Source organism: Glycomyces halotolerans, from assembly GCF_054779575.1.
Genome location: NZ_BAAGXZ010000007.1, coordinates 19,599 through 41,190 on the forward strand (window position 1 = coordinate 19,599; position 21,592 = coordinate 41,190).

Annotated in this window: 17 protein-coding genes, 1 pseudogene and 1 riboswitch; of the genes and pseudogenes, 5 read left to right on the forward strand and 13 right to left on the reverse strand. The window is 70.6% G+C overall.

From position 1 onward, the window contains the following. Positions 1-3 precede the first annotated feature (3 nt). Positions 4-516 carry a peptidylprolyl isomerase gene (locus ACYVL2_RS08165; protein ID WP_460542059.1) on the forward strand — a complete coding sequence of 171 codons (513 nt, stop codon included), beginning with the start codon at positions 4-6 and terminating at the stop codon, positions 514-516. Then, entirely contained in the window at positions 517-1,428 is a 912-nt protein-coding gene (locus tag ACYVL2_RS08170) for a rhomboid family intramembrane serine protease (protein ID WP_460542061.1), read from the forward strand. Positions 1,429-1,463: 35 nt separating this feature from the next. Here the strand turns inward: ACYVL2_RS08170 and mobA are convergent, their stop codons facing one another. Both mobA and ACYVL2_RS08180 read right to left on the reverse strand, forming a co-directional pair. Next, positions 1,464-2,075: a molybdenum cofactor guanylyltransferase gene (gene mobA, locus ACYVL2_RS08175; protein WP_460542063.1), complete on the reverse strand. Its 612-nt coding sequence runs from the start codon at positions 2,073-2,075 to the stop codon at positions 1,464-1,466. A gap of 9 nt (positions 2,076-2,084) precedes the next feature. Beyond that, positions 2,085-3,062, reverse strand: coding sequence for a DUF4192 domain-containing protein (locus tag ACYVL2_RS08180; RefSeq protein WP_460542065.1), 978 nt, complete (start codon positions 3,060-3,062; stop codon positions 2,085-2,087). A 362-nt stretch (positions 3,063-3,424) separates the two neighbouring features. On the opposite strand from ACYVL2_RS08180, the gene dnaE reads away from it, so the two are divergent. Then, positions 3,425-6,979 carry a DNA polymerase III subunit alpha gene (dnaE, locus tag ACYVL2_RS08185; protein WP_460542067.1) on the forward strand — a complete coding sequence of 1,185 codons (3,555 nt, stop codon included), beginning with the start codon at positions 3,425-3,427 and terminating at the stop codon, positions 6,977-6,979. A 15-nt stretch (positions 6,980-6,994) separates the two neighbouring features. Here the strand turns inward: dnaE and ACYVL2_RS08190 are convergent, their stop codons facing one another. From ACYVL2_RS08190 to ACYVL2_RS08220, 7 genes are all read right to left on the reverse strand, one after another. Continuing rightward, entirely contained in the window at positions 6,995-8,086 is a 1,092-nt protein-coding gene (locus ACYVL2_RS08190) for a winged helix DNA-binding domain-containing protein (RefSeq protein WP_460542069.1), read from the reverse strand. A 48-nt stretch (positions 8,087-8,134) separates the two neighbouring features. Continuing rightward, the gene (locus ACYVL2_RS08195; RefSeq protein WP_460542071.1) at positions 8,135-8,623 is read right to left on the reverse strand and encodes a hypothetical protein; all 489 of its coding nucleotides are present in this window, start codon (positions 8,621-8,623) and stop codon (positions 8,135-8,137) included. Positions 8,624-8,726: 103 nt separating this feature from the next. Continuing rightward, positions 8,727-9,524 (reverse strand): ECF transporter S component, encoded by a 798-nt coding sequence (locus tag ACYVL2_RS08200; RefSeq protein ID WP_460542073.1) that lies wholly within the window; start codon positions 9,522-9,524, stop codon positions 8,727-8,729. Further along, positions 9,508-11,115 carry an ABC transporter ATP-binding protein gene (locus tag ACYVL2_RS08205; protein WP_460542075.1) on the reverse strand — a complete coding sequence of 536 codons (1,608 nt, stop codon included), beginning with the start codon at positions 11,113-11,115 and terminating at the stop codon, positions 9,508-9,510. Before ACYVL2_RS08205 ends, ACYVL2_RS08200 begins: the two co-directional genes overlap by 17 nt. Further along, the gene (locus ACYVL2_RS08210; RefSeq protein ID WP_460542077.1) at positions 11,112-12,188 is read right to left on the reverse strand and encodes a CbiQ family ECF transporter T component; all 1,077 of its coding nucleotides are present in this window, start codon (positions 12,186-12,188) and stop codon (positions 11,112-11,114) included. Before ACYVL2_RS08210 ends, ACYVL2_RS08205 begins: the two co-directional genes overlap by 4 nt. Further along, positions 12,185-12,778, reverse strand: a complete 594-nt coding sequence (locus ACYVL2_RS08215) for a hypothetical protein (RefSeq protein WP_460542079.1) — start codon at positions 12,776-12,778, stop codon at positions 12,185-12,187. Before ACYVL2_RS08215 ends, ACYVL2_RS08210 begins: the two co-directional genes overlap by 4 nt. Then, on the reverse strand, positions 12,775-14,019 hold the full coding sequence (locus ACYVL2_RS08220; protein WP_460542081.1) for a prenyltransferase/squalene oxidase repeat-containing protein: 1,245 nt from the start codon (positions 14,017-14,019) through the stop codon (positions 12,775-12,777). Before ACYVL2_RS08220 ends, ACYVL2_RS08215 begins: the two co-directional genes overlap by 4 nt. Before the next feature lie 82 nt (positions 14,020-14,101). Beyond that, positions 14,102-14,266, reverse strand: a riboswitch (cobalamin riboswitch). Positions 14,267-14,424: 158 nt separating this feature from the next. Here ACYVL2_RS08220 and ACYVL2_RS08225 point away from each other — a divergent pair. Further along, positions 14,425-14,982, forward strand: coding sequence for a TetR/AcrR family transcriptional regulator (locus ACYVL2_RS08225; protein ID WP_460542083.1), 558 nt, complete (start codon positions 14,425-14,427; stop codon positions 14,980-14,982). Between the two features lie 24 nt (positions 14,983-15,006). Here ACYVL2_RS08225 and ACYVL2_RS08230 read toward each other — a convergent pair. The 4 genes and pseudogenes from ACYVL2_RS08230 to moaA all read right to left on the reverse strand — a co-directional run. Further along, positions 15,007-16,275, reverse strand: a pseudogene (locus tag ACYVL2_RS08230) (MinD/ParA family ATP-binding protein); the annotation flags it as partial. Positions 16,276-16,386: 111 nt separating this feature from the next. Further along, entirely contained in the window at positions 16,387-17,610 is a 1,224-nt protein-coding gene (locus ACYVL2_RS08235) for a UvrD-helicase domain-containing protein (protein ID WP_460542085.1), read from the reverse strand. A 102-nt stretch (positions 17,611-17,712) separates the two neighbouring features. Continuing rightward, on the reverse strand, positions 17,713-17,952 hold the full coding sequence (locus ACYVL2_RS08240; RefSeq protein WP_460542087.1) for a MoaD/ThiS family protein: 240 nt from the start codon (positions 17,950-17,952) through the stop codon (positions 17,713-17,715). A gap of 1 nt (position 17,953) precedes the next feature. Continuing rightward, positions 17,954-18,985, reverse strand: coding sequence for a GTP 3',8-cyclase MoaA (gene moaA / locus ACYVL2_RS08245; RefSeq protein WP_460542089.1), 1,032 nt, complete (start codon positions 18,983-18,985; stop codon positions 17,954-17,956). A gap of 208 nt (positions 18,986-19,193) precedes the next feature. Between moaA and ACYVL2_RS08250 the strand changes: the two genes are divergently transcribed. Further along, positions 19,194-21,551 (forward strand): endo-1,4-beta-xylanase, encoded by a 2,358-nt coding sequence (locus ACYVL2_RS08250; RefSeq protein ID WP_460542091.1) that lies wholly within the window; start codon positions 19,194-19,196, stop codon positions 21,549-21,551. Positions 21,552-21,592 lie beyond the last annotated feature (41 nt).

Here is a 21,592-nt window from a genome sequence, read left to right on the forward strand (position 1 = left end):
GGCATGACAAAGGCGACTCTGCAGACCAACGTCGGCGACATCCGCATCGACCTGCTCGACAACCACGCGCCCAAGACGGTCGCGAACTTCGTCGGGCTCGCCGAGGGCACCAAGGAGTACACCGACCCCGAGACCGGTCGCCCCGGCTCGGGCCCGTACTACGACGGTGTCATCTTCCACCGGGTCATCGACGGCTTCATGATCCAGACCGGCGACCCCACCGGCACCGGCCGCGGAGGCCCCGGCTACCAGTTCGCCGACGAATTCCACCCGGACCTGCACTTCGGCCAGCCGTACCTGCTGGCGATGGCCAACGCGGGCCCCGGCACCAACGGCTCGCAGTTCTTCATCACCGTCTCGCCGACGCCGCACCTCAACGGCCGCCACACCATCTTCGGCGTCGTCGCCGACGAAGAGTCCAAGGCCGTGGTCGACCAGATCGCCAAGACCCCGACCGGACCGATGGACCGTCCCGCCAACGACATCGTCATCAACAGTGTGAGCATCGAGAAGTAGATGAGCGCGGAGCAGTCGCCCCCGGTCTGCTATCGCCACCGGAACCGCCAAACCTATCTGCGGTGCGTACGCTGCGACCGGCCGATCTGCGCCGACTGCCGCATCGACGCCCCGGTCGGGTTCCAATGCCCGAACTGCGTCGCCGAGGGGCGGCGCTCCATGCGAGCGCCGCGCTCGGCGTTCGGCGGCGGCACCGCCGGCGCATCAGGCGCGGTCACCAAGGCCATGATCGCGCTCAACGTGGCCATGTTCGTCCTGACGCTCCTCATCGGCGGCATGGGCGCCATCGGCGGTTCCATGACCCAGCTCCACCTCGCGCTGGCCGAGTACGCGCGTCCCGCGCACGCCCAGGTGGAGCTGCTCGGCAACCTCTACCTCCTGCCGACGGTGGCGGCGGGCGGCGAATACCGGCTGCTGACCTCGATGTTCATGCACTACGGGGCCATCCACCTGCTGTTCAACATGGTGGTGCTGTGGATCCTCGGGCGGGTGCTCGAACGCGACCTCGGATCGCTGCGATTCCTGGCGGTGTACCTCCTCTCGGGCCTGACCGGCAGCGTCGCGACCTACCTCTTCGCCTCTCCGGAGATCTGGTCGGCGGGCGCCTCCGGCGCCATCTACGGCCTCTTCGGCGCCCTGATCGTGGTCAACCGGAGGCTGAGCCGCGACAACACCGGTCTGTTCGTCCTGCTGGGCTTGAACTTGGCGCTGACGTTCATCGTGCCGTCGATCAGCATCACCGGCCACCTCGGCGGCCTGGTGGGCGGCCTCCTGACCGGAGCGGTCCTGTCCCTCACGCCCCGAACACAGCGCTACCTGCACTGGATCGGCTTCGCGGCGATCCTCGCCCTCCTGGTCGTCCTGGCCGTGTGGCGCACCGGCGTCCTCACCGCCGAGTACGGGCTGGCCTGACCGGCCCGCCCCGCCCCGGCGCGGTCGCCGCCGGCTCACTGCGCGGCGGCCCACTGGCGGGCCTGCTCCAGGTCCTCCGGTGTGTCGCAGTCGAACCACGGAGGCGGACCCGAGTAGTCCCACTCCACCGTCTTGACCTTGATGCCGGTGAACAGGTGCCGGGCCGGCTCGCCGGGACCGGCGGCCTCGGCGTTGGCGCGCACCGCCGCGGTGGGCCACACTCCGCACAGCCACTGCCGCCTGCCGGCGCCGTCGCAGAACATCGCGCCGCCCTCGGGCCCCGTCTCCTCGGCCGCCCGGCGCAGCATCTTGATCGCGCCGGCGCACAGGAACGGCAGGTCCCCCGGCAGGATCACCACGCGGCCGATTTCGGCGGGCACCCGCTGCAGCCCCGCCGCGACCGCTCGGGCGGGCCCCGACCCGGGCGGGTCCTCCACCACCCACTCCACCCCTTCGGGCAGCGGAGCGGCATCCGGCGGCCGACGGCCCACCACGATCCGTTTCGCGGCTCCGTCGCAGGCGGCGAGCATCCGCTCGAGGATCGTCCTGCCGCCGACCACCAGTTCGCTCTTAGGGGCGCCGGCCAGGCGGCGGGCCCGCCCGCCGACGAGGAAGAGCGCGGCCAGGCCACTCGGGGTGTCTCCCATACCCTCAGCCTAGCCATCGGCGAGGCCTCCCGTGCCCCCGCGACCGATTCGGGACAGTGATCCCGGCGGTATCCCGGCTTGCAAGGCCGCCAACAGCATCTGGGCCAATCGGTAGTTCGGCTGCGACCGCAAAGCGCGCTCCAGGGCCTCGAGGGCGAGAACGCCGTTGCCGCACCGATACGCCGCGAATCCCGCGACCGTCGCCGCCGGCGCCGCGAGATCGTCGTCGAGGTGGCGGCTCAGCCATATCCACAGGTCGGTGCAGTTGCCGGGGAAGCGGCCCGAATTGATCTGCCGGAGCGCGTAGTCGCGAACCTCGGCATCGCCGAGCGCCAGGCCGAGCGTGGCGATGTCGTCCGGCCCCGGCAGGCGGCTGGTCCCCATCCAGTGGTTCACCGCGTGCAGGTCGCGCCCGCGCTGCTCGGCCCACTCGCTGTCGGCATCGGCGGCAAGCGAGGCCTCCACCGCCTTCGCCACCGCCGCCCGGCGGTCGTCCTCGACCGGATCGAGCAGTGCCGTCACCTCCGAGCGGTCACCGAACGCGTACCCGCCCGCGACCGCCACTTCGCAGGACGCCGGGGACGACTCCGGCACCTCGGTGCCCTCGTCCGGACAGCAGCCCTGGGAACACTGGTCGTTGAACCAGCGACCGTCGGTGACCCGCAGGCGGTTGACCAGCTTGATGCCGGCCGCCTCGAACCGCAGGCACGCCCGATCGAGCGAGGCCTCGGCCACCTCGCGCTCGCCGAAGGCGATGACGATGCACGCATCGTATTCGTTGCGGCACAACTGACCGGTGACATCGACCAGGTGCTCGAGATGGTCTGCCGAACCTGGCAGGTCGACGCGGAAGGTGCAGAGGATCTCCTGTCGGACGAGTCCGACAACGACCAGGCTGTGCTGGGGCTTGAAACCCAGCAGCAGCGGAACGGTGGTGAGGATGTCGCTGGGGCCTTTGAGGCTGATTGGTGTCTTTGTCATGTGCATGGCACTAGCGTGCGCTCGATGCCCGCCCGTGACAAGGATGAATTTCCGGCCTGTGGATAACCTGCCGCGGCCTGTGGACGACTCCGGCCGTTCCGGTCGCCGACCGGAACGGCGCATCGCCGGATCCAACATCGCCAGGAGTCTGCGAGCCGTTGCACCCGAACGGGTCTCGGATGCACGCACGGCTCTGACCAGCGCCGGAGGTGACGCCATTTCGGGCCCTGAGCGCCCGCGTTCCGGACTCGGAGGGGACTAGGCTAGGGGATCGGAATCGGGCCGGCGCCGTCGTAGCGGAGCGGTGTCGGCGGTCGGGTGTTGAATAGTGCGAAGCGCCGAGTCCGGTCGGGCTCGCAGGCTTCGCCATGAAAAGGGAGCATCTCGTGTCGAAGCAGTTCGTCCACCTACACGTGCACACCGAATACTCGATGCTCGACGGGGCGGCCAAGCTGGGGCCCCTGTTCACCGAGGCCGAACGGCTCGGCCAACCCGCCATCGCCATGACCGACCACGGCAACATGTACGGCGGCTACGCCTTCTATCAGCAGGCCAAGGGCTCCGGTGTCAAGCCGATCCTCGGCATCGAGGCCTACCTCGCTCCGCACGACCGGTTCCACAAGAAGCCGGTCTTCTGGGGGGAGCCGAGCCAGCGCGGCGACGACCTCTCCGGCGCGGGCTCGTACACCCACATGACGATGGTCGCCAAGAACTCCTCAGGACTCCGCAACCTCTTCCGGCTCTCGAGCGTCGCCTCCTTCGAGGGCTACTACTACAAGCCCCGCATGGACAAGGAGCTCATCTCCCAGCACGCCGACGGCATCGTCGCGACCACCGGCTGCCCCTCGGGCGAGGTCCAGACCCGGTTGCGGCTCGGACAGACCGAGGAGGCCTACAAGGCCGCCGCCGACTACCGCGACATCTTCGGCGCCGAGAACTACTACCTCGAGCTGATGGACCACGGCAACGCCGTCGAGCAGCGCGTCCGCGACGAGCTGTACGAGCTCGGACGGAAGATGGGGCTGCCGCCGCTGGTGACCAACGACTCCCACTTCGTCACCGAGGAGCAGAAGGACACCCACGCCGCGCTCCTGTGCGTCCAGTCCGGTTCCACCCTGGACGATCCGAAGCGGTTCAAGTTCGACGGCGACGGCTACTTCCTGCGCTCGGCCGACCAGATGTACGCCGTCCGCAGCGACGAGCTGTGGCAGCAGGGCTGCGAGAACACGCTCCTGGTGGCCGAGCAGGTCGAGCCTTACGACGAGATCTTCACCGCCCAGGACCGGATGCCGACCATCGAGGTCCCCGAGGGCCACGACCAGGCCTCCTGGCTGCGCCACGAAGTGGAAGTCGGCCTGAAGGAGCGCTTCAACGGCGAGGTCCCCGGCGAGTACGCCGAGCGGGCCGGGCTCGAACTCGACGTCATCATCAACGCCGGGTACCCCTCCTACTTCCTGGTCGTCGCCGACCTCATCTCCCACGCCCGCTCGATCGGCATCTACGTCGGCCCCGGCCGCGGCTCGGCCGCCGGTTCGCTCGTGGCCTACGCGCTCAAGATCACCAACATCGACCCGATCGAGCACGGCCTGCTGTTCGAGCGCTTCCTCAACCCCGAGCGCGTCTCGATGCCCGACATCGACATCGACTTCGACGACCGTCGCCGCGGCGAGATGATCACTTACGCCACCGAGAAGTACGGCAAGGAGTTCGTCGCCCAGGTCATCACCTTCGGCACCATCAAGACCAAGGCGGCTCTGAAGGACGCCGCCCGCGTCCACCACGGGCAGCCGGGCTTCTCGATCGCCGAGCGCATCACCAAGGCGCTGCCGCCGCCGGTGGCCGCCAAGGACATTCCGCTGGCGGGCATCACCGACCCCGAGCACCCGCGGCACGCCGAGGCCGCCGAAGTGCGCGGGCTGATCGAGAACGACGGCGAGGTCCGCCAGATCTTCGACACCGCGCTCGGCCTGGAGGGCCTGATCCGCAACGCCGGCGTCCACGCCTGCGCGGTCATCCTGTCCTCAGAACCGCTGGTCGACTGCATCCCCATGTGGGCCAGGCCCGACGGATCGGTCATCACCGGATGGGACTACCCCTCTTGTGAGGACATCGGCCTGCTGAAGATGGACTTCCTGGGCCTGCGCAACCTCACCGTCATCGGCGACGCTCTCGAGGCGATCAAGGCCAACAAGGGCGTCGACATCGATCTGGACAACCTGTCGGTGGACGACCCCAATGCCTATGAACTGCTGGCGCGCGGCGACACCCTCGGCGTGTTCCAGCTCGACGGCGCGGCCATGCGCGAACTGCTCAAGCGCATGAAGCCGACCGGCTTCAACGACATCGTGGCCGTCCTCGCGCTGTACCGGCCCGGCCCGATGGAGGCGAACTCCCACAACAACTACGCCGACCGCAAGAACGGCCGCCAGCAGATCACCCCGATCCACCCCGAGTTGGCCGAACCGCTCGAGGAGATCCTGGCCGAGACGTACGGCCTCATCGTCTACCAAGAGCAGATCATGAAGATCGCCCAGAAGGTCGCCGGATTCACCATGGGACAAGCGGACGTGCTCCGCAAGGCCATGGGCAAGAAGAAGGTCGACGTCCTGGAGAAGATGTACGCCGACTTCGAGGCGGGCATGCAGTCCAACGGCTTCGGCAAGGAGGCCATCAAGACCCTGTGGGACATCATGCTCCCCTTCGCCGGCTACGCGTTCAACAAGTCGCACGCCGCCGGCTATGGACTGATCGCGTACTGGACGGCCTACCTCAAGGCCAACTACCCGGCCGAGTACATGGCCGCGCTGCTCACCAGCGTCGGCGACTCGAAGGACAAGGCCGCCGCCTACCTGTCGGAGTGCCGCAAGATGGGCATCACGGTCATGCCCCCGGACGTCAACGACTCCCGCCACGTGTTCCACCCGGTCGGCGAGGACATCCGTTTCGGCATGGGGGCCGTGCGCAACGTCGGCGCGAACGTCGTGGAAGGCGTCATCGAGGCCCGCGAAGCGAAGGGCGCCTTCACCGACTTCAAGGACTTCCTGCAGAAGGTGCCCGCCCAGGTCTGCAACAAGCGCACCGTCGAATCGCTGATCAAGGCCGGAGCGTTCGACTCGCTCGGGCACTCGCGGCGGGGCCTGGCCGAGGTCCACGAGAAGGCCATCGACGCGATGGTGTCGATCAAGAAGGAGGAGGCCCGCGGCCAGTTCGACCTCTTCGGCGGGATGGCCGAGGCGACCGACACGCTCGGGATCGACCTGACGATCTCCGAGGAGGAGTGGGACCGGCGCGACAAGCTCGCCTTCGAGCGGGAGATGCTCGGCCTCTACGTCTCCGACCACCCGCTCAACGGCTTCGAGCGGCTGCTGTCGTCCAACGCCGACCGTCCGATCGCGGCCCTCCACGGGGACGAGATCGCCGACGGGGCCGGGGTCAAGGTCGCCGGGATCCTGCAGAACGTCGCCAAGCGCGTCACCAAGCAGGGCAAGCTCTGGGCCTCGGCCACGATGGAGGACCTGGCCGGCTCGATCGAGGTGCGGTTCTTCCCCAACACCTACGAGCTGGTCTCCGACTCCCTGGCCGACGACCTGATCTGCTGCGTCAAGGGCAAACTCGACCGCCGCGACGGCACCGCGCAGCTCATCGCCCAGGACCTGGCCGTGCTCGACACCTCCAGCGGCCCGGAGGCGAACTCGGCGCCCATCACCTTGGCTCTGCGGGCCGCCATGGTCAACCAGGATCTGATCCAGAAGCTCTCGGACACCTTCCGCACCCACCGAGGCGAGGCGCAGGTGCGGGTCAAGCTGGCCAACGGCCCGAAGACGACGATGCTGGCGCTGGGCGACGACTGGCGGGTGCGCCCGTCGGTCGAACTGTCGGCCGACCTCAAGGCGCTCCTGGGAGCGGGCGCCCTCGTCTCGTAGCGTCGGGATCGGTGCTCAGGCGTCGAAGTCGACTCCGGACAGCGTCGCCGAGCGGAAGTCGGCGAGCCGTTCGGCCTGCTCGGTGACGGCCCTGCGGGTCGCGGCGGGGAAGTTCCTCCACGGCCGGACGGCGACCGTCAGTTTCTTGCCGGACTTCCGCGGCCGCCAGGTGCCGACCAGGTCGCCGTCGACCAGGACCGCGCCGGGGCGGCCGAGCACCGGCCACAGCTCCTTGGCCCGGGCCCGCTCGGGCGCGAGGGTCGACCGGTCGCGGGCCTGCAGGAACAGGTCGTACGGTCCCAGCAGTCGAGTGCCGTCCGCCTCGGCCGACCGCAGCCCCTCCTCGTCCTCGGCGAGGATCCAGCGCCGTTCACCGTCGATGTCGACTTCGGCGGCGTCTTCGGGCCAGCGGGCCTTGACGTCCTTCACCGGGGCGTCGATGTACTCGGCGACCTGCTTGACCGTGGTCGGGCCGAGCAGCCGCAGGTAGGCGCGCACGAGGTCGAACCGGTCGTCGACCGCTTCGGCGACGGTGAAGTGCGGGATGGGCCGCATGACCGGCGGCGAGGTGCCCGGCTCCAGTTCCAGGCCGGCGCGGAGGGCCGAGAGCCGGAACGGCTGCTCGTAGAGGTGGATGGTGTCGCACGGTCTGCAGAACCGCCGGTAGGGCTCGGGCAAGGCCGAGGTGAGCCTGCTCGAGACCTCGCCTTTGGCCATGGGCCCGGCCACGATGCGGCGCATCTGCTCGGCTACCGCGTCGAGGGCCTCGAGGTTGCCGATCCCGGCGGCCTTGAGCGGTTTGGAGGCGTCGAAGATGCGTTTGCCCGCGTCGGCGTCCGAGTACGGTTCGAGTGCCGCGGCGATCTGACCGACGTCCTCGCGGCGGTACAGGTGGGGCGCGCCTCGGACGGTCCACAGCAGCACCCGCGCCTCGTCGGTGAGCGATGCGGTGTCGACCCCGCGAACGGCCAGGGCCCATGCGGACCCGTCGGGGCCGGTGTCCTGGACGCCGATGTCGAGCACCGAGGTGCCTTCAAAAGAGCCGCGCTCCCGGTCCAGCTGCTGTGCGTGGACTCGGAAGCGCAGCGCCTGGCGTCGGTCGATCATGCTCCCACGCTAGAGCGCGGGACCGACACCGCTTGGGTCTTCTGGGCGCTACTGGGCCAGGACTTCCTTGAGCGCGGTCTCGTAGCCTTCCTTGTCCTCGATCGGGGTGTCGTTCGCCGCGTAGTGGAGGACGACCGGTCCGCTGAAGTAGGTGTCGCCGATCTCGGTGGCGGCGGCCTCGGCCATCTCCTCGGACATGTAGATCATCACCTTGACGTCGCCGGTGTTGAAGGCCCGGACGCAGTCGGTCAGGTCGCAGTTCTCGTCCTCGACGCCCAGGTCGGTCGACTCCCCGTCGGACAGGCCCGCGTCGGCGAAGGCCGTCGTGATCGCCTCGGGGGCGATGGGCGGCTCGAGGTCCGCGGTGGCCTCCGGAGGCATGTTGTCGAGTTCGCCGGCCGATTCCCACTGCTCGGCGGCGTCGGCCTGGCCGGCTTCGGTCGCCTCGGTGTCGGGGGCCTCGGGTTCCTCCTCGCCGCCGCAACCGGCGGCCGCGAGGGCCGCCACCGCGGCGGCCGCGATCAGAACGCGTCGCATACATCGACTCCTATCGAAGTGTTGGCTACGCGGATCATATCGGCTCGGATCGATGTGCCGATGGCCGGGTGGAAGCGGTCCCAGGGCGGTCGTCGCCGACCGCTCAATACCACCGGGCCCGACGCGCCGTCCGCCGCAAGACCTTCAGCAGCACCGGTCCGACCAGCAGAATGAGCACCGCGGTGGTGACCGCCCGCCCCAAGTCCCACCCCAGCGACGTCGCCACCGAATACGCCACCAGCCGCGACGCGTTCTCGCCGAGCCCACCACCGGGGACGTACGCCAAGTGCCCCTCGGTGATCGCGAACGGCCAGAACGACATATTGAGCAGCAACCCGAACACCAGCGACGCGACGACCGAGTAGCCGACCAGCGCCGCCAGCTCACCGGCCCGGCCCCGCCCCGTCGTCGGCGGATTCGGCCCCGGCAGCAGCCCCGCGCCCAGACCCACGAACGCCGCCGCGAACATCTGATACGGCATCCACGGACCGACCCCGCCGGTCAGCAGCGCCGAGGCGAACAGGCCCGTATTGCCGAGGATGAAACCGAACGCGGGCCCGAACACCCGGCCGGCCAGCACGATCAGAAAGAACACCGTCTCCACGCCCGCGGCCCCCGCACCGAACGGCCGCACCGCCGCCACCACCGCCGACAGCACCCCCAGCATCGCCACCGCCCGCGCGTCCAAACCGCCGTCCGAGAGCTGCACCAGCACCACCGCCGTCACCACCGGCAGCAGCAGCGCGAACAGCCACGGACCCGAGGTCGTCTCGGTCAACGCGCCGCCGGGGGAGGCCAGCAGGGGCCACGACATCGCCACCAGCCCGAACACCGCCGCGAGCGCGACCGCCAGCGCCCCCTTCCAGCGAAGGACCGGGCGCGGACTACTCGGCGTCGCCATCGGACCGGCCCAACGCCTCGGCCACCTCGTCGACCGTCAGCCACCCCGGAAGGATCTTCTCCACCTGCGGAGCGAACATCGGCGAGGCCGAGACGATCGTCCTCGCCGGCCCGTCGGCCACCACCTGGCCGTCCGACAGCAGCACCACGCGCGTGGCGAAGGCCGCCACGAACTCCACATCGTGCGTAGCGACCATCACGCAGTGCCCCGCGTCGGCCAGCCGACGGAGCCGGTCGGCCAACGCCTCCTTGCCGGGATAGTCCAAGCCCCTGGTCGGTTCGTCGAGCAGCAGCAGCGGCGGCGCGGCCGTCAACGTCACCGCCAACGCCAGCGCCAGGCGCTGCCCCTCCGACAGGTCCCTCGGATGCGCCTCGCCGTCGACGCCCTCCACCAGGTCCGCCAGGATCTTCCGGCACGTCCCGGCCGGGGCCCCGCCTTCGGAGTCGGCCGCCTCGCATTCGCCCGCGACCGTCTCCGCGTACAGCAGGTCGGCCGGCTCGGACGGCACCAGACCGGCCAGCGTCCGGCGCCGCGCCGGTTTCAGGCCGCCCGGATCGGTCCGCTCGATGGCGACCGCCCCGCCCGAACGCCGCCCCGTGCCCTGCAGCGCCCACAGCAGACTCGACTTGCCCGAACCGTTGCGGCCCATCAGCGCGATGCGCTCACCGCGACCGGCTCCCAAATCGACGCCGTCGACCGCCCGCACCCCCGGATAGTCCACCGTGACGCCCCGGGCCCGCAGCAGCGGCGCCTCGGATCGATGCCCCTCCCGCACCGGCGGCGCCAGATCAGCCAGCGTCGCGCGCAGCGGCGCCGCCACCCGGCGCGCCTGCCGGATCGTCACCGGCGGACCCGGCCAGCCGGCCAGCTCGCCGAGACCGACCACCGGCGGCGCCACCGGCGACGCGGCCAGCACCTCCCCGGTGGAACCGGCCCGCACCCGGCCCTCGCGCAGCAGCAGCGCCGAATCGGCGTACTGCACCACGCGCTCGAGCCGGTGCTCGGCCAGCAGCACCGTCACCCCCAGGTCGTGGACCAGCCGGTGCAGCGCCGACAGCACCTCGTCGGCCGCGCCGGGGTCCAGTGCCGAGGTCGGCTCGTCCAGCACCAGGGCCGAGGGCCCGGCGACCAGCGCCGCGCCGATCGCGACGCGCTGGCGCTGACCCGACGACAGGTTCGCGAGCGTCCTGCCGCGGACGTCGGCCAGGCCCAGCAGGTCGACGATCTCGGTGACCCGCTTGCGCATCGTCGCCTGCGGCAGGCCGAGCTGCTCGGCGGTGTAGGCCAGTTCGAGTTCGACGTCGTCGGTCACGAAGCCCGCCAACGGGTCCTGGGCCACGTACCCGACCACGTCCGCCAGGTCCGCCGGGGTCGCGTCCTTCACGCTGCGGCCCGCGACGGTGATCCGCCCGGTCATCGTCCCGCCGGTGAAGTGCGGGACCAGGCCGTTGACCGCCCGCAGCAGCGTCGACTTGCCGGCGCCGGTGGTCCCCACCAGCAGGCAGAACTCGCCTTCGGGAATGTCGAACGAGACCTCGTCGAGGACCGGTCGCTCGGCGTACCGGAAGGTCACCTCGTCGAATCGGATCACGCCGTGCCTCCCTCGGTCGAGGCGGTCGGGGCCAGGAGCGCCGGCGCGGAGGCGACGAGCACCCCGCAGGCGGCGAACAGCGGCAGCGGAGGGACCGCGAGCAGGCTCGTGGGCGGCCAGACCGCCGCCGGTTCGACGTTCGCGCTGACCACGGTCCCGACCACCGCCGCGCAGCCCGAGGCGACGATCGCCCAGTCCCGGCGGCCGAACCGGTCGGTCCGGTAGCGGGTGTGCGGCACCCGCTTCGAGGCGAACGCGATGCCGAGCACCGCGGCGGCGGCGCCGGCGGCCAGCAGGCCCCACGCCACCGTGCCCGGCGTCGCCGAACCCAGCAGCGCGTACGCACCCGCGCACAGGCCCAGCAGCCCGGTCAGCAGGAACGCCGACGTCGCGTGGCGGGCCGGCGCCGGAATATCGGCGGCCCGGCCGTAACCGCGCGAGGCCATCGCCGCGGCCAACGCCAGCGACCGGTCGAGCGCGTCGTGCAGCACCGGCACCACCACCGTCCGCATCACGTTCGCCGGGTTCCGTCTGGTGTTGCCGCGCAGCGCCCTGGCCCGGCGGATCCGCGCCACGCTCGAGACCAGCTGCGGTGCGACCGACAACGCCACCACCACGGCCACGCTCACCTCGTACAACGCCGCGGGCATCGAGCGCAGCAGCCGCCGCGGACTGGCCAAGGCGTTCGCCGCGCCCACGCAGACCAGTAGCGTCGCCAACCGCAGCCCGTCAAAGACGGCCGCGAGCGCGCCCTCGGCGGTGACCGCGCCGCCGAGCCGGAACCCCGCCGCCCAGTCCGGGAGCCGGACCTGCGGCAGCGTCACCAGCACGGTCGTCCCTTCGGCGCCGCCGAAGACGATGTAGAACAGCATCCGCACCGCGATGGCCGTCGCCCCGATCAAGAGGAAGACCCGGTAGGCGCCCGACCACGGCTCATCGCCCCGGCACCAGGCGACCACCAGCCCCGAGACGGCCACGATGAGCAGCAGCAGCCACGGGTTCGAGGTGCGGCTGGCCGCCGTGGCCAGCAGCAGCGCCCAACCCCACCACGCGACCGGGTGCGCGCCGCTCATGTCGCGCGGCCGCGTCGCAGCCGCCAGATCACCAGGCCCGCGATCACCGACAGGAGCACCACCGCGATGACCCACGTCGGCGACCCGTTCGAGGACTCCGCCGTATCGGCCGGCGCCGATTCGGCTGCACGGGCCGAGGCCGGGGCCACGCCCGGCGGCTGGGAGCCGCCGCCGAAGACCCAGCCTTCGACGTCGCCGTCGTCCGGGTCGGCCGTGCCCGCCCCGACGTTCGAGTACGTCCACTCGCCGTCGACGGCGCGCCAGTACGACCATGACCGGTCGGCCGGCGGCATGAGACCGCACTCGTCGTCGGGGAAGCCGTCGATCCGGCACACCGCGCCGGGGAAGCTGATCACCTCGGTGACGGTGAAACCGGCCTGCGTCAGCGCCTCGATGCCGTTCGACGGGTCCTCGGCGCATCCGACGGCCGGCTCCGAGTCCGCCGACGACTCGGGTCCGGCCTCCCCGAAGTCGACCACCACGGTGACCCCCCGGCAGGAGCCCTCTTGCGCGGTCGCGGGCGAGGCCCACACCAGCGCCGCGCCGATCACGGCGAGGGCGCCGGCGCGGGCGGCCACGCCTGGGGTCACTCCGCTTCCTTGTCCCCGGTCGAGGCGCCGCGGCGGACTCGCGCCAGCACGTACAGCACGATCGCGGCCAGCACGACCGCCGCGCCGCCGACGAGCCACGGCACGAGCGAACCCGAGCCCTCATCGGACGCTGCGCCGTCTTCGCCGCCGTCGGCCCCGGTGGTCTCGCCGCCGGAGACCGCCTCGCACTGGACGACCGGAAGATCGGCGTCCGACTCCGAGGCGTCGAGCTCGGCCAGGTTCTGTCCCGACAGGGGAATGAGCGCCTGCGCGGTGGCCGAGAGCCGCATCATCTCGCCGTACTCCTCGTCCTCGGGGTCGGTCGCGCGGATCGCGCCGGCCGCCTCCTCGCCGCAGCCGACCTGGAGACCGATCAGGAACGCCGTCGCCCGCTCGGCGGACTCGGCGCGCTCGGCGCCCAGCAGCGCCTGCGCCGCGTACGCGGTCGAGTTCGCGTTCGGGCCGAAACCGGCGTCGAAGCCGCCGTTCTCGCCCTGAGCGGACTCCAGCCAGGCGATGGCCGCATCGTGGGCCGCTTCGGCGTCGTCGCCGTCCATCGTCTGCAGCGCCGAGGCCACCACACCGGTCGTGTCCGGGTCGCTGGCGCAGTCGTCGCCGCCGTCGGCGTCGGCGAAGCTGTAGCCGCCGTCGGGGCACTGCGCGGCGGTCAGCGCCGCTGCGGCCTCCTCGTTCGCGGGCTGTCCCGAGCGCGAGAGTCCCAGCACCGCCCACGCGGTCGCGAACGGAGTGCCGTCGCCGAAGTGGCCGTCGTCGCGCTGGCTGTCGGTGACCGCGTCGGCGAGTTTGACGCCGCCGAAGTCGGCGGGGTCGCCGCCGGCGGTGGCGACGACGTACATGACCTTCCCGGCGCCTCCGGCGTTGAGCTGCGGGTCTTCGGACTCGTCGCCGGGCGGGTAGACGTAGGCGTTCAGGACGTCGGGCTCGTTGAGCCATTCGAGACTGGTCTGGACCTTCTCGCCGCCCACGCGGGCGGCCATGAGACCGATGAGGACGTCCAGGGTGCTGGAGACGTCGCCGGCGCTCCAGGAGGGCCCTTCGGCCTGGGAGGCGAGCCAGCCGGCGGCGGCTTCGGAAGGATTGGAGAACGGCTCGTCCTGAGCGTGCGCCGGAGAGGCGGAGGCGATGGCGACGAGGGGGAGGACCGCGGCGGCGGCGAGGTACCGCAGCCGACCGGGGCGGTTGCTGCGTGCTGAGCGTTGGCCCAGCGGCGAGTGGCGCATTGCCTGACCTTTCTGAAGCGCGGGCGAGGTCTCGGGCAGGCGGCGGCGCCGCAAGCGCCTGCAGACCGCGACAGGCGTTGACGATGGACACTGGCGCCCGGTGGGCATTCGGGCTCACGCGGGTGGACCGAACCTGTTGCTGAGAGGTTACTGGCTCGGGTGGTGTTCGAGTTCGAACCGCGACTACCGCTGCGGGTCAGCGCCGGCTTCCGACCGGACTTCCCCCACTGGACGCCTGTTGAGTTTGCGTTCATTCTCTAGGGCGACGCTACGGGGTGTCAAGGAGGTGGCGCGTTGAGTGGATCCGTTCACTCACGCCACGGAGTCAAATCGGGCATCCCGTTATTGACCGGTAGCACCGGGTGTCGATACGGTGCAAATGTGAGCAGAAATAAGAATGCCGATTTGGACAGAGTCCTCCGCGCGGCGACCCGTACGTTCCTCGAACGCGGCTTCGCGGCCACTTCCATGTCGGACCTCGTGGCGGCCACGGGAATGAACCGGGCCGGACTCTACTCCGCCTTCGGGTCCAAACACCAGCTGTACATAACCGCACTCGCCCGATATCGCGAGGACACCGAACCGGAGATGCGCTCGATAGCCCGAGGAGCCATCGACGGCGACGGCGCCGAACCGGTCGGCGCGCCGCGCGTCATCGGCGACATCCTCGAAGTCGTGGCCAGGCACAGCAAAGAAGGCGGCTTCATCGTCCGCGCGGCCGTGGAACTGGCCGACGACCCCGCGACCATGAGACGCGTCCAAGAAGCGTGGTCGGAACTCGAACGCGACCTGACCGCGATCCTGGCACGCGCGGCCGACCGCGGCGAGACCCCGCCCCGCGACCCCCGGCGCCTGGCTCGCACCGTCCTGGTGTTCATCCAGGGCGCCTACGTGGTCGGCCACGCCGACGAAGACGACCGCCGACTCGAAGACGCCGTCGCGGGCCTCACCGGCCTGCTCTGACGCGACCGCGGCACCCCGGCCGCCTCACAGCCCCTCGGCCACCGCCGACCCGATCCTCAGCCAAGCGGCCAGCGAGGCCTTGCTCAACGCGTCATAGCGGATCGGCTCCCCCGAATCCAGCAGCTTCTCGTACGGGGCCAGCAGCACCGCCCGCGTGCGCGCCGCGAAGTGCCGCTGCACCGCCGGCAGGTCCACGTCCTTGCGGTGCGCCGGCATCGACACCACCGAGACCGCGCCCCGCACCAGCTCCCTGCGCCCGGTCTGCTCCAGATGGTCCAGCATCCGGGCGGCCGTCTCGGCCGAGTCGTTGCGGGCCGACATCGTCACCACGAGCTGATCGGTCGCGTCGATCGCCGCCTGCCAGTTCGCCGCCCGCACATTGTTCCCGGTATCGACGACGATGAGCTTGTAGAACCGCGAGACGGCCTCGCGCAGATCACCGAAGGCGTGCGCGGTGAGCATCTCGCCGGCCGTGGCCGACTCGTCCGAGGCCAGCACGTCGAACATCGCGCCGCCCTGGGCACGCACGTACTGCGACAGATCGCCGACCCTCCCGGTGGGGCCCTTGAAATGGTCCAGGTCGCGCAGCAGGTCCCGGACCGTGCGGACATGGAAGTCCTGCTGGGCCCGCATCCCCAGCGTGCCCTGCGTCTCGTTGTTGTCCCAGGCCAGCACGTAGCCGCCCCGGTGGCGCCCGAAGGTGAGTGCGAGCATGAGCACCGCGACGGTCTTGCCCGCCCCGCCCTTGGGGTTGACCACGGTGATCTGGCGCAGGCCCCCGAAGTTGCGGCGCACGGTCTCGATGTTGTTCTGGTAGGCGCGCTCGCGGGCGCTGGGAGGCAGGGCGATGAGGCCGAACGAGAGCCGGTGGATCGTCCCGCGCAGCCCGGTCTCGGCGACCGGTCCGCGAGGCGGGACGACGCGGCGGCTGGCGAAGTCGTCGGCGGTGACGCCGACGCGTTCGAGCGCGCCGGGGTGGTCGGGGAAGGCCGGCACGGGAGCGTCCGAAGGCCGGTGCGGCGCGGGCGCCGACGGCGGGCGGGGCCACTCGCCCGATCGCGGAGGGCCTGCTTCCGGAGCGTGCGCGAAACTCTGGCCCGGCACCGCCTCCGGGCTCGCCGGAGTCTCGGGCCGACCGGTGTCCCCGGGGCTCGCACGCCGCCCTTGGTCCGGATCGGGCGGCGAGCTCTGCCCTTGGTTCGCCGGCGGCGCACTGTGCTCTCGGTTCGCGCCCGGCGGCGCGAACGGCGACCAACCTGGAGCATCGGGCCGGTGCAGAGGCACAGTGTCCTCTTCGGTGTGCTCCATCGGGCCTCCCAGGTCATAGACGACTGCTATGCGACCTATTGTGGCCTATCGGTGGGTGCTCGCGCGGGAACTCCGAGTGGTGACCGTGCCGCGAGTTCAGAGCAGGCGCGGCTGCTCGGGCCCCGAATGCGCCACCGGAACCATCCCGAATGGACTGAACAGGCCCTGGTCCACATCGGCCAGCAGCGGCGATCCGGGGCCGGTGTGGCTCACATAGGCCAGATCGCGGGTGCGGCTCAGGGCCACGTACAGCTCGCGTCGGGCGGCGGCGGTGTTCGGCCAGGCCTCGGCGGTCATCCCGGTCAGGCAGACCACGCGGTACTCGCCGTCGGCCGCTTCGCTCACCGATGTGCCCTCGGGTCCGATGACCGCGAGCTCGTCCGGGGCGACGCCCAGTTCGGCCAGATATTCGGTGAGCCGGTCGATGAAGCGCTTCTCGTCGTCATCGTCGATCGCGTAGCACCGCCCGATGCCCGAGCCCTCCAGGGCCGGCCGCTGCGGCTGGGTCAGGCGGCCGGGGACGCGGCTGATCGGCTCGATCACCTGCGAGGCCGCCACGAGCACGGCCGCGGGGCTGCGGTGGTTGCGCGACAGCCGCACGACGTGGGCTTGAGAGAACTGGTCGACGAACGCGGTGAACGCGGCGGGGTCGCCCGCGCACAGCGCCGAGTCGGGGTCGCCGGTGGCGGTCACGTCGGCTTCGGGGCCGCGGTGGTCCATCAGCTGCCGGTAGAGCCGCATGGGCATGCGAGGCAGGTCGTCGATGAACAGGTGCCCCAGGGTGGGGGCCAGGCGTCGATCCTCGGCGTCCTTCGCGTTCTGGGCGGCGAAGTCGGCGAACTCGGCGACGGTGATCTGCTCGGCCTCACCGTCGAGGAGCGTGGCGAGCTCGCGCCGGATGCGCCCGGCGCCGGCCCGGGAGGCGGCGACGACGAGGCACTGCGCGGCCGGAATGCCCAGTTCGCGGACCATGTAGGCGACGCGGCGGATGAGCAGGTGGGTCTTGCCGGTGCCGGGGGCGGCGTTGATGAGCAGCGGCCCGGGCCCCGCCGAGGCGGCCACGCGCTGCATAGCGTCGAGCGAGTCGAGCAGTCCGGCGCCCACTTCGTCCATGCCGGTGAGCAGGGGAGCGGAGTCCTGCCAGGGTTCGGGGGTTCGCGTGGTCAGCGCCGGCTCCGGCATCGGGACGGCCTCGCGCGCGAACCTCGGGTGCGAACGGCCCGCCCGGCGGCGCCGTTCACCGGTGGTCCGCATGTCCTCGGACAGTTCGAACAGCGGGGACGCCACCTGTGGTTTCGATCGTTCGTCAGGTCGGCGCACCTCTGCATCCTCGCAAATTGGAATCCGCAGCGCCAAGGCGGCTCCCCGGAGTGTCGCCACCGATCCACGCTCCCTATAGGAAATATCCTATAGGATATTGGATCAGCCGCCGGCGAACGGCGGCAGCACTTCGACCGTGACGCCTTCGGCGAGCACGGCGTCGTCGCCTACGCCCCGGCCGTCGACCAGCAGTGTGGCGACCTTGAGCACCCGTTCGAGGTCGTGGCCGTGCCGAGCGCTCAAGAGCGTCTTGAGCTCGGCCACGCTCGAGGCCGGCGCCGATTCCTCGGCGCGGCCTGCGGCGGCCTTCGCGCCGGCGAAGTACCGGACCCTCACCCGCACCTCAGCCTCCGATCGCCGACATCGGCCGGGTCGGCTGCAGGAACGACGGGTCGTCGATGCCGTGGCCGGGTTTCTTGCCCCACATCGCCTCGCACCAGCGCTCGGCGATCTCCTCGTCGGCGGCGCCGGAGCGGGCCAGCTCCCGCAGGTCGGTCTCCTCGCGCGCGAACAGGCAGTTGCGGACCTGTCCGTCGGCGGTCAGGCGCGTGCGGTCGCAGTCGCCGCAGAAGGGCCGGGTCACCGATCCGATGACGCCGACCTTGGCCGGGCCGCCGTCGACCAGCCACGTCTCGGCCGGAGCCGAGCCGCGGTGGGCCGGGTCCGGCTCGAGGTCGAACTCGTCCCGCAGCGAAGCGAGGATCTCCTCGGCGGTGACCATCTGGTCGCGCCGCCAGGTGCCCCCGGCGTCGAGCGGCATCTGCTCGATGAACCGCAGCTGGTAGTCGTGCGCCAGCGCGTAGCGCAGCAGCGCGGGGGCCTCGTCGTCGTTGACACCGCGCATGAGGACGGTGTTGAGCTTGACCGGGGCGAGCCCGGTGGAGGCGGCCACCTTGATGCCGTGGAGGGTCTGTTCGAGCCGGTCCCGCTTGGCGAGGGCCTCGAAGCGCTCGCGGTCGAGGGTGTCGAGGGAGATGTTGACGCGGTCGAGCCCGGCCTCCACCAGCGTCTCGGCAAGCCGGTCGAGCCCGATCGCGTTGGTGGTCAAGGAGATCTCCGGGCGCGGCTCGAGGCGCGCGACGGCGGTGACGATGTCCGGCAGTCCGGGCCGCAGCAGCGGCTCGCCGCCGGTGAAGCGGACCTCGCGTACCCCCAGGCGCGTGACGGCGATGCCGACCAGGCGGACCACTTCGTCGTCGCTGAGCATCTCCGGCTTCGGCAGCCACGGCAGGCCGGCCTCCGGCATGCAGTAGGTGCAGCGCAGATTGCAGCGGTCGGTCAGCGAGACCCTCAGATCGGTCGCGACGCGGCCATGGCGGTCGCGGAGGCGTGGACCCTCGGTGACGCCCGCGGAGTCGTGGTGTGGGGCTGCCATGAAACGAGCGTAGTCCTTCTGCGTGACAGTTTCGTTAAGTGAGACCAGACGCTCGCGATCCGGGCCCGCGAGGGCCGCTGAGCGGCGACCCCAGTGTTGACACGCCTCTATATCTCTCGTAGCATGACGGAACCCTCGCCGAAAGTTTCAGACAAATTCCGAAACTTTCGGGACTTCGAATCCCTCCATTGCTCCGGAGCTGAAGAACATGAATCATCGACCTCACTCCCGACTGCGGCGTGCCGCCGCGCTCGGAGCCGGGGCGCTGCTGCTGCCCGCAACGGCGCTCGCATTCGCTCCATCGGCCTCCGCTCAGGACCCGACACCGGTCTACACCGCCGACTTCGAAGACGGCACCGTCGGCGACTGGACCCCCCGCGGCCCGGTGACCCTCTCGGCTGAAGACGGCGCGCTGCTGACCACCGACCGCGAATCGGAATGGAACGGACCCGCCCTCGACATCACCGACTACATCGCCCCCGGCGGCACCTACGAGATCTCGCTCAACGGCCGTACCGCCGACGGCAACGGCACCGACGAACTCATCGTCACCGTCCAGCGCGAAGCCGCCGGCGAGGACACCGCCTACGACAGGGTCGCCGGCCCGGTCACCGCCGCGGACTGGACCGAGATCAGCGGCGACTACAGCATCGCCTCGTCCGCCGACGCGCTGACCCTCTACGTCGAATCCCCGACCGTCGACGCCTCCTACCTCATCGACGACGTCGTCATCACCGAGGTCACCCCGCCCGGCATCGAAGAGGACATCCCCTCCCTCAAAGACGTGCTCGCCGACCACTTCCGGGTCGGCGCGGCCATCGACGGCCGCGACATCGTCGACCCCTCGGCGCAGCTGCTGAACAAGCACTTCAACTCCATCACCGCCGAGAACCAGATGAAGCCCGAGTCCATCCAGCCCACCGAGGGCACCTTCACCTGGACCGAGGCCGACCAGCTCGTCGAGTACGCCGAAGCCAACGACATGCGCGTCTGGGGCCACGTCCTGGTCTGGCACAGCCAGACCCCCGACTGGTGGTTCCAGTACCCCGAAGGCCACCCGAACGCCGGAGAGCCGATCGGCAACTCCGATGAAGACCGCCAGATCATGATCGACCGGATGGAAGCCCACATCGGCGCCGTCGCCGACCGCTACGGCGACCGCATCTGGGCCTGGGACGTGGTCAACGAGGTCATCAGCGACAACAACGCCGAGGTCTACCGCAACAGCCGCTGGTACCAGATCTTCGACGGCCCCGGCTACATCGACGAGGCCTTCAAGATCGCCCGCGCCGAGTTCGACGCGGTCGGCGCGACCGACGTCAAGCTGTTCATCAACGACTACAACACCGAGAACCCCGGCAAGCGCGACAACATGTACAACCTCGTCGAGCGGCTCCTCGCCGACGGCGTCCCGGTCGACGGAGTCGGCCACCAGACCCACATCAACCTCAACACCTCCCTCGACCAGATCGAGGCGAGCATCGTCAAGTTCGACCAGCTCGACCTGATGCAGGTGATCACCGAGCTCGACGTCGTCATCGGCGCCCCCGCCGAAGGCGAGGACTTCCCCGAGTACGAGGCCCGCCTCATCGAGCAAGGCCACTACTTCCGCGACCTGTTCGAGGTCTTCCGCGACCACTCCGACAAGATCGACCTCGTCACCGCCTGGGGCCTCCACGACGGACGCACCTGGCAGCGGTCCCGCGAGACCCCGCGGCCGCTGGAGAGCCCGCTGATCTTCGACGACCAGCTCCAGTCCAAGTGGGCCTACTGGGGCATCGTCGACCCGAGCGTCCTTCCCGAGATCCCGACCGGCGAGGAACCCGACTACGCCCGCGTCCAGGTCCCGCGCGCCGACAGCGCGCCCGTCCTCGACGGCGAGGCCGACGACGTGTGGGACGCCGCCTCCACGGTCACCACCGACGTCCACATCGAAGGCAGCGAGGACGGCGCGAAGGCCGAGGTGTCCCTGCTGTGGGACGAGAACGCCTTCTACGCCCTCTTCGAGGTCACCGACCCCGCCCTCGACGACACCAGCCCGAACGCCTGGGAGCAGGACTCGATCGAGGTCTTCCTCAACCCCGGCAACACCCGCACCGGCGGCTACGGGGAGTTCGACGGCCAGTACCGCGTCAACTACCAGAACGTCGTCAGCCTCGGCGCCAACGGCCCCGACTCCGGCGAGATCACCAGCGCGACCGCGCTGACCGACACCGGCTACCGCGTCGAGGTCGCCATCGCGCTGGCTCCCGAGTTCGCCGAACCCGGCGTCGAGCAGGGGCTCGAACTCCAGGTGAACGACGGTACCGACGGTGAGCGCACCTCGGTCCACACCTGGTACGACCCGACCGGCCAGTCGTGGAACACCAACGCCAACTGGGGCATCGCCGAGCTCGTCGAAGAGCTCGACGCGGCCCCCGGCGACGGCTCCGGCGACGGCGGGCTCCAGGTGACCGGCCCCGGCCTCATCGGCGCCGTCGCCGCCGCGGCCGCGATGGGCGTGGCCGGCGTCATCGGCCTGTGGATGATGCGCCGCCGCCGCACCGCCGCCAACTGGGGCGAATAAGACCTCTCTGAGGTGCTGAAATAGCCGGCCCGCCGCGACAG

Coding starts and splice junctions, on each gene's coding strand:
- ACYVL2_RS08165 (WP_460542059.1), top strand. CDS start 4: ATGACAAAGGCGACTCTGCAGACCAACGTCGGCGACATCCGCATCGAC.
- ACYVL2_RS08170 (WP_460542061.1), top strand. CDS start 517: ATGAGCGCGGAGCAGTCGCCCCCGGTCTGCTATCGCCACCGGAACCGC.
- mobA (WP_460542063.1), bottom strand. CDS start 2,075: ATGGGAGACACCCCGAGTGGCCTGGCCGCGCTCTTCCTCGTCGGCGGG.
- ACYVL2_RS08180 (WP_460542065.1), bottom strand. CDS start 3,062: ATGCACATGACAAAGACACCAATCAGCCTCAAAGGCCCCAGCGACATC.
- dnaE (WP_460542067.1), top strand. CDS start 3,425: ATGAAAAGGGAGCATCTCGTGTCGAAGCAGTTCGTCCACCTACACGTG.
- ACYVL2_RS08190 (WP_460542069.1), bottom strand. CDS start 8,086: ATGATCGACCGACGCCAGGCGCTGCGCTTCCGAGTCCACGCACAGCAG.
- ACYVL2_RS08195 (WP_460542071.1), bottom strand. CDS start 8,623: ATGCGACGCGTTCTGATCGCGGCCGCCGCGGTGGCGGCCCTCGCGGCC.
- ACYVL2_RS08200 (WP_460542073.1), bottom strand. CDS start 9,524: ATGGCGACGCCGAGTAGTCCGCGCCCGGTCCTTCGCTGGAAGGGGGCG.
- ACYVL2_RS08210 (WP_460542077.1), bottom strand. CDS start 12,188: ATGAGCGGCGCGCACCCGGTCGCGTGGTGGGGTTGGGCGCTGCTGCTG.
- ACYVL2_RS08220 (WP_460542081.1), bottom strand. CDS start 14,019: ATGCGCCACTCGCCGCTGGGCCAACGCTCAGCACGCAGCAACCGCCCC.
- moaA (WP_460542089.1), bottom strand. CDS start 18,985: ATGGCAGCCCCACACCACGACTCCGCGGGCGTCACCGAGGGTCCACGC.
- ACYVL2_RS08250 (WP_460542091.1), top strand. CDS start 19,194: ATGAATCATCGACCTCACTCCCGACTGCGGCGTGCCGCCGCGCTCGGA.